Annotated in this window: 5 protein-coding genes; 1 reads left to right on the forward strand and 4 read right to left on the reverse strand. The window is 33.1% G+C overall.

Annotation, left to right across the window (positions count from 1 at the left end):
• Window positions 1-364 precede the first annotated feature (364 nt).
• The 4 genes from ABS916_RS12700 to ABS916_RS12715 all read right to left on the reverse strand — a co-directional run bounded on the left by ABS916_RS12700 (window position 365) and on the right by ABS916_RS12715 (window position 5,099).
• Window positions 365-1,084, reverse strand: coding sequence for a GntR family transcriptional regulator (locus ABS916_RS12700; protein ID WP_350452250.1), 720 nt, complete (start codon window positions 1,082-1,084; stop codon window positions 365-367).
• Window positions 1,085-1,284: 200 nt separating this feature from the next.
• Complete coding sequence (locus tag ABS916_RS12705) at window positions 1,285-2,634, reverse strand: PTS sugar transporter subunit IIC (protein ID WP_350452251.1); 1,350 nt, start codon at window positions 2,632-2,634, stop codon at window positions 1,285-1,287.
• Window positions 2,635-2,794: 160 nt separating this feature from the next.
• The gene (locus ABS916_RS12710; protein WP_502880613.1) at window positions 2,795-4,087 is read right to left on the reverse strand and encodes a PTS sugar transporter subunit IIC; all 1,293 of its coding nucleotides are present in this window, start codon (window positions 4,085-4,087) and stop codon (window positions 2,795-2,797) included.
• A 112-nt stretch (window positions 4,088-4,199) separates the two neighbouring features.
• Window positions 4,200-5,099 carry a DUF7916 family protein gene (locus ABS916_RS12715; protein WP_350452252.1) on the reverse strand — a complete coding sequence of 300 codons (900 nt, stop codon included), beginning with the start codon at window positions 5,097-5,099 and terminating at the stop codon, window positions 4,200-4,202.
• A gap of 320 nt (window positions 5,100-5,419) precedes the next feature.
• Here ABS916_RS12715 and ABS916_RS12720 point away from each other — a divergent pair, with 320 nt between their 5' ends.
• Window positions 5,420-6,607, forward strand: coding sequence for an ROK family transcriptional regulator (locus ABS916_RS12720; RefSeq protein ID WP_350452253.1), 1,188 nt, complete (start codon window positions 5,420-5,422; stop codon window positions 6,605-6,607).
• Window positions 6,608-6,981 lie beyond the last annotated feature (374 nt).

The raw sequence follows: 6,981 nt of genomic DNA on the forward strand, positions 1-6,981 counted from the left end.
CTCACATTTGGTTCGTCTTACTTTGTTTAGTTTTCAAAGGTCTAAAGCTTGTTGTAACAGTCCGTTGCAACTTCTATATAATAACAAGTTATTTTTTAAATGTCAATAACTTTTTAATAAAAATTATTTTAAAAGAATTTTTATTCATATTTTTGAAAGTTACTTGCTCTAACAACTCCTATAACTTTACATGCTTTTCACAAAATTGTCAACTATTTTTCTTTAAGTTCTTAAAAATTAATCCGATTTATTCGAAAACTATTCTTCTAGTTTTCAAGATAGTTTTTTCTACTCTTATTTCTAGGATGCAGACTCGAAATTTATCGATTTAAAATTCGAATCTTTTTCCTATTTTAATTAATTTTTACTCATGCTGTGTATTATTAAAACACATTTCTACCATATCATAACGGTGTCTTACTTTTGAATATTCGAAGGGTCTGCCGTTTTCAAGGAACATTACCTTTGTAACCTCTAGAACAGGTTCGTTATCTTTGCAATTTAAATACTGTCGGTCTTCTTCGTTAGGAGGTGCAGCCTTGATAAACTGCTGATTCCCACCAAAAACCAGCCCAACATCTTGTCGAATGTAATCATAAACTGAGTGCTCTAAGATAGCAGGAGTTATGTTTGGAACAAGTTTTACCGGAAGTAATGAATATTCTATCGAATAAGGTCTATTGTTAATAACTCTTAATCGTTTGATTTCATATACTGGAGATTCACTTTGGATCATTAATTGTTCACATTCTTCAGCACTTGGAAATCGAACGTTAAAAGCCAGTACCTTGTTAACTAATTCGGTTTGTTCTCCTATTTGATGAGTTAATCCAATATTCTGCCCAATTTTGATTCCTGTATCAGATGTTTGTGCAATATTTTTTTTGACGTATGTGCCAGAACCTTGAACTGAAAAAACCAGTCCTTCAATCGACAATAAATCTAGTGCTTTTTTTACGGTAACTCTACTTGTATCAAATTTTTCTGCTAATTCATTTTGATTGGGCAATTGACCGCCTTTTGGATAATTGCCTTGTTTAATTTGTTTACGTAATTCATCTGCGACATTTTTGTATTTTGCCATTGCCCTCACTCACTTCGTTTTATATAATTATGTCATTTTGCTATTCTCTTTAGTATAACATATCCCCACAAACAACTATTAATTCAAATAGAAAGAACTTGAAAAATCCCTTTCGTAAATCCACGGGACTTCTCAAGCTCAATAGGATTATATATCATTTTACTTCAATAGATAATTTACACTCTAAATTTATTAATCTTTTAGTCATTTACAGTGACTTCATCTAATTCTTTTACTTCTTCAGTACGCCCTGGTTCTTCCACTAGTTGACGACTATTAGAAATTTTAACGAATGGCAAGTAAATCAATGTTGAAACTACGATACAAATCAATTGAGTCGCAACTGCTCCTAAACTACCCGCTGTTGCTAAATAAGCACTAATAATTGGTGGCGTAGTCCATGGAATCATAACTACTGCTTTTCCGGCAAAGCCAATATAAGTCGCTACATAACCGATCACTCCTGTAATTAGTGGTGTAACGATGAACGGAATAGCTAAGATAGGGTTTAACATGATTGGCATTCCAAATATTACGGGTTCATTAATATTGAATAAACTAGGTCCCATAGATAATTTTGCAATTTCTTTCATGTCATCTCGTTTACCAACGATAAAGATAGCAAATAACAATCCAATCGTTACCCCAGAACCACCAATATTCATGTACATATCCCAGAAAGGCATATTGATAATATTTGGAATTTCTTTACCTGCATTAAATGCATCTGTATTGACTGCTATTGAAGCTAATAACAAAGGTTCGCGAATTGGTTTGATCATTTGGTTTCCATGTATTCCGATAACCCAGAAGAACTGAGCCACGAACATCAAAATTAAGACACCAGGTAATCCTTGCATAACATTTTCTAATGGTGCTTGAACAACCATATAGATAATATCGTATAGATACATACCAGTTATGCGGAAAATAGCAAATCCTGCTGTGGCGATCATAGTGATCGTTAAGATTGTCGGAATCAATGCCGAAAAACTTCTTGATACATTTGAAGGCACACTGTCAGGCATTTTTATATTTATTTTATCTTGTTTGCCTAACCAAGTGAATAATTCTACTGAAACAATTGCGATAAACATTCCTAAAAATAATCCTTTTGTATCCGTATAGTTACGAGATAAAACATTTTCCACTACACGCATTTTGTCATCCACTAACAATTCTAACGTTGTTGGATTGACGGTTATATAACTGATAACTGCTAGTAAACCAGGAAAATATCCGCTTTCTTTATTTAAATTACCAATCTCCAGTCCTATTAAAAAGACCGCACTAATTGTCAACATGTTCATTGTTGCATAGTTAATTGATTGTGCAATCGGTTTCAATTCTTCCAAAAAAGCTAAAGCATCTATTTGTGCCAAACCATTTGTTGAATCAAAAACCATATTAGAAAACAGCGTTGCAAAAGCCCCCGTGATGATGATCGGTATTAGAGCAGTAAAAGCATTTTTGATAGCTATAATATACTTATAGCTGTTAATTTTGCTGGCCATGTTTCCCAGCATTATGATCCATTTATTATCTTCCATTCTTATCTCCTCCTTTTAATATGTTTTTTACAAAATAATTGTAACCCTTTTCATTTAAAATGTAAAGACATAAAATAAATTTGTATTTACAACTTTATTTTATATAATCAAAAAAGGCATAACTTCGGTATTAAACAGAAGTTATGCCTTTTCAATAAATTTATTTTTTTACAAACACTTCTGACTCTTTAAGTGTTTGTTCCTGAATCATTGACTCTCCCAGTTCTTCAGCTTTGAAACGCTTTTCAACAGCTATGAAGAATGGCAAGTATAACAATACATCTAATACAATTAATACAATTTGCAAAATGGAACCACTGATGCTTCCGGTTACTAAAAATCCACTTATAATAGGAGGCATTGTCCAAGATGCTACCGTTCGAGTTAAAGGAACAAGTCCAGATGCCATAGCCAAGTATGCTACAACAACATTGACCATCGGAGCAAGAATAAATGGTACGAGCAACATAACATTTAATACAACAGGTAGTCCGAACATAGTGGGCTCATTGATATTAAAAATACCTGGAACGACAGTAATTGGAGCTAATACTTTTGTTTGCTTACTTGTTTTTTTCTTTCGAGCTAGATAACCCAACACTAAAACCAAACCAAGTGTTGCACCACCACCACCAATATAAACAAGATTATCCATAAATGAGATAGTGAAAATGTGTTGCATTTCGGTTCCAGCTTGGTATGCCGCACGATTTTCATCTAAATTAGCGATCCATAAAGGTTGCATTACCGAGTTGACAACATTTCCTCCATGAATACCAACAAACCAGAACAAACTATTTAAACCTACAACAACCACAGTACCAAACACATTATTCCCTAGTAATCCTAGAGGACCTCCCAAAACAACTTGAGCAACATCATGTAAGTTCGGTAAATTCAGCTTTATTAAAATTGCATAGATAATCAACCAAAATGTCACAATAAATGCTCCAGGTATAATCGCACTAAAACTTTTTGCTACTGCAGGTGGTACAGTTTCTGGTAATTTAATTTGAATATTATGATTAATAAACCACTGATAGATATAACCACTTATTAATCCGATAATAATAGCCACGAATAAACCTTTTGCTGCCATATAAGTAGTCGGCATCCCAGCACCTGCATCAGAAGTAACAAAAGGAGTGACTACGATAAAAGAAGATAAGGATATAATACCCGATGGAACACCATCAACTCCAAATTGATTGGTTAAACTATAAGCAATCCCAAAACTGGCTATTAAGCCAATCAACCCAAAACTACTATCTGTTCCTTTCCAGAGAAAATCAGCAACACCTATTTCACCAAGCCATTTTTCCCAACCTGGAACTGGAAAACTAGCAACGACCATAAATAAAGATCCAATGATAATCAACGGCATGGCTAATGTGATACCATCACGTATAGCAACTAGAAATTTATTATTTCCTATTTTTGAAGCAATAGGCATTAATTTTTGTTCTAGAAACACATTAATATTATTCAAGCAAATCTCCTCCTCTATCAAATTTATATTATTTTAATTTCTCCTTACCCTTTACCAAAATCCCACTTTATAGCATTTATCTGTTTATCGACCTTGCCATCATTGAAGCTGTATGGCGCATACCTCGCAACGCTTTACTTAAAGCAAAAATATTTTCTACTGGAGCAATTCCACCATATCCTGCGTCTCCAATATGCTGAATATCCACACCACAGATTTTATTACGGATCGCAATTTGTTTGATTGTATCTTCATCTGAACTTTCTTGACTGGTTCCGATGGCAGACAACACTAACGCTCCTTCTTTATGAACAGCTTTAACGATCTCTTTTAATTCATTTTCATCAAAACCCGGAACTGTTCCAACTGCAGGAACTAAGATAATATCTGCTCCAGCTTTAATAAATGATTTAACCGTTTTTAAATCAACAATACTTTCTGAAACACCAGCTCCATGCATTTTTCCGGCAATAATTAATCCTGAAAACAGTTTTCTCGTAATACTAATTGTTTTTTCAATCTGAGTATTGGTAACGCCAGTTCCTGGGTTTCCCGTTAAACAAACAAAGTCTAAGCCCAAAGATTCAATTTCATTGATTGTTTTTAAATTTGCTTGTCTACCCTCAGCAATAGTTAAGCGATCTTCTGCCATAGTTGCCTCTTCATCAACGGGTTCTAAGTTGACTCCAATTGGACGACCAACCAATTTATGTAGTTGATCGACAAATGATTCTTCCATACTACTTAGACCAGAAATTTTAGGATTTAATACATCTATTCCATTTAATAGAATCAAATCAGCACCAAAAGCTCTAGCAATTTCTGCATTTGTAATATCTTCAATAAAAGGTTCTCTTCCAACGACGTTTTCAGACATCACGATTCTTCCTTCACTTGCTTTAATACTCTGTTTCAACTCACTAGCTGACATACCTATTATTTCTGAAGCATTCGCGCTTATAAATCTTTTTGTCATAATACAACTCCCTATTCTTCCTTTTTTTAACTACCTTGTTTGTACTCTTAACATGTGCAAAAACAATGATACCGTTATCATTATTTATTAAAAAAATTGTTTATTAAAAGCTTCATACCTCCTTTTCTTTATTTATTAATTATAAATTATAATCAAACCAAACGAAATTAGCTGTTTTTCTATTAATTTAATAATAGTTTGTTATTAACATCTTTATAATAGTCGACATTTTTACGAATGTCAACTTTAAAATAGTCATTAATTGTTTATAAAAAATAATTAATGAGGTATAATACTTGCGTGAAGAAAAGGAGGACCTTATGAAGCTTACAAAAAGGCAGAACGCTTTACAAATCAAACTATTGGATACACTTTATACAAAAGGACCTATCTCAAGAATTGATATTGCTAAAGAAACAGGAATCACACCCGCAACCGTTAGTGAGATTTCTGGAAATTTAATCAAAGAGCAACTAATTCACGAAACAGGTGAAGTAAGTTCTCCATTAAATAAATCAGGCAGAAAGAAAATATTATTGGACATTTCTCCTAATCATAGTTTTTATATTGGAGTTGAACTATCTGAAAAATTCTTTTCCTATTGCCTGATTGATAACAAAGGTAGTTTGCTTGAACAAAAAGTCATTCCATATAACCAACTAGTGTCAGATACTAATCTTACAGAAACCCTTTTTATTGAGGAACTACTCTTGTTCATCAAACAGTGTTCTGCATACCAACCAAAAGGCATTGGTATTGCTCTACCTGGACATTTTGATGAAAGAACTCAGATGATCCTAACAAATAATTTATTTTGGAAAAATTTTAATCTAGACCAGATTTTATCTGATATTGATTTACCGATTTACTTTAAGAATAATGTGCAATGTATGGCTTTATCTGAGAGATTGTTTAGCATTGATAAGAACATGAGTAATTTTACATTTTTACATGTAGGACGTGGTATGTTCTGCTCATCTATCTATCAAAATAGCCTTTATGGAGACAATGCTATTTTAGTTGGAGAAGTTGGACATATTGTTGTTCATCCTGATGGTGAGCTCTGCGAATGTGGAAAAAGAGGTTGCTTACAAACGTATACAAGTGAATCATGGATCATAAAAAAATCTCAAATTCTTTTTGATAACTCTGACAGTACCTACTTAAGACAATTAGCAACCAATCGATCTCATCTAACAATTGAAACAATCTTACACGCTTATAAATTGGGAGACGAAGGTGTTATAAATATACTGCATAATGCGATTAAGTATCTTTCAATTACCCTAAATAATTTATCTATGATGATTGACATGGATAAAATGGTTATTCATGGGGAATTATTTACGGAAACTCAACTTGCAGATTTAATAAACGACTATTTAGAAAACAATAGTACTTTGTTAGCAACTGAGAAAAAAATACACATTGAATTTAAACCTTATTTATCTATCAATGGTGCTATATCAGCAGCTGGTTTGTGTGTAATAAAACAACTGCTGAGTTAGGTTATTTTATTATAATTTCACTTAAATTTTTTAGGGTCTATAATTTTTAGTGTTGATAGATTTCTAAAATCGATTATACAAAATTTTTGGAGGAATAGGGTTGCTTGTAGCCATCTAAAGGATTCAATGCGAATTACAGAGCGTTGACGCTTCAGCGATTACGCTTTGTTTGAGGCTTGAAAGACTGAAGATTATAAGCTTCAGTCGGTCTCATGGCTCTATACAAGCAAACCCGTTCATTCCAGAAGAAATTTTAGTTTGATGCACCAACACTATTTGTCATACAACCATTTTTTATATCACCTACATCTTTTTTTAAACAAAAAAAGAGCCCCAAGAACGAATTCGTTCTTGGGGCTCTTTAGTATACCGGC

The organism is Carnobacterium sp. (genome assembly GCF_040274945.1).
GTDB lineage: Bacteria > Bacillota > Bacilli > Lactobacillales > Carnobacteriaceae > Carnobacterium_B.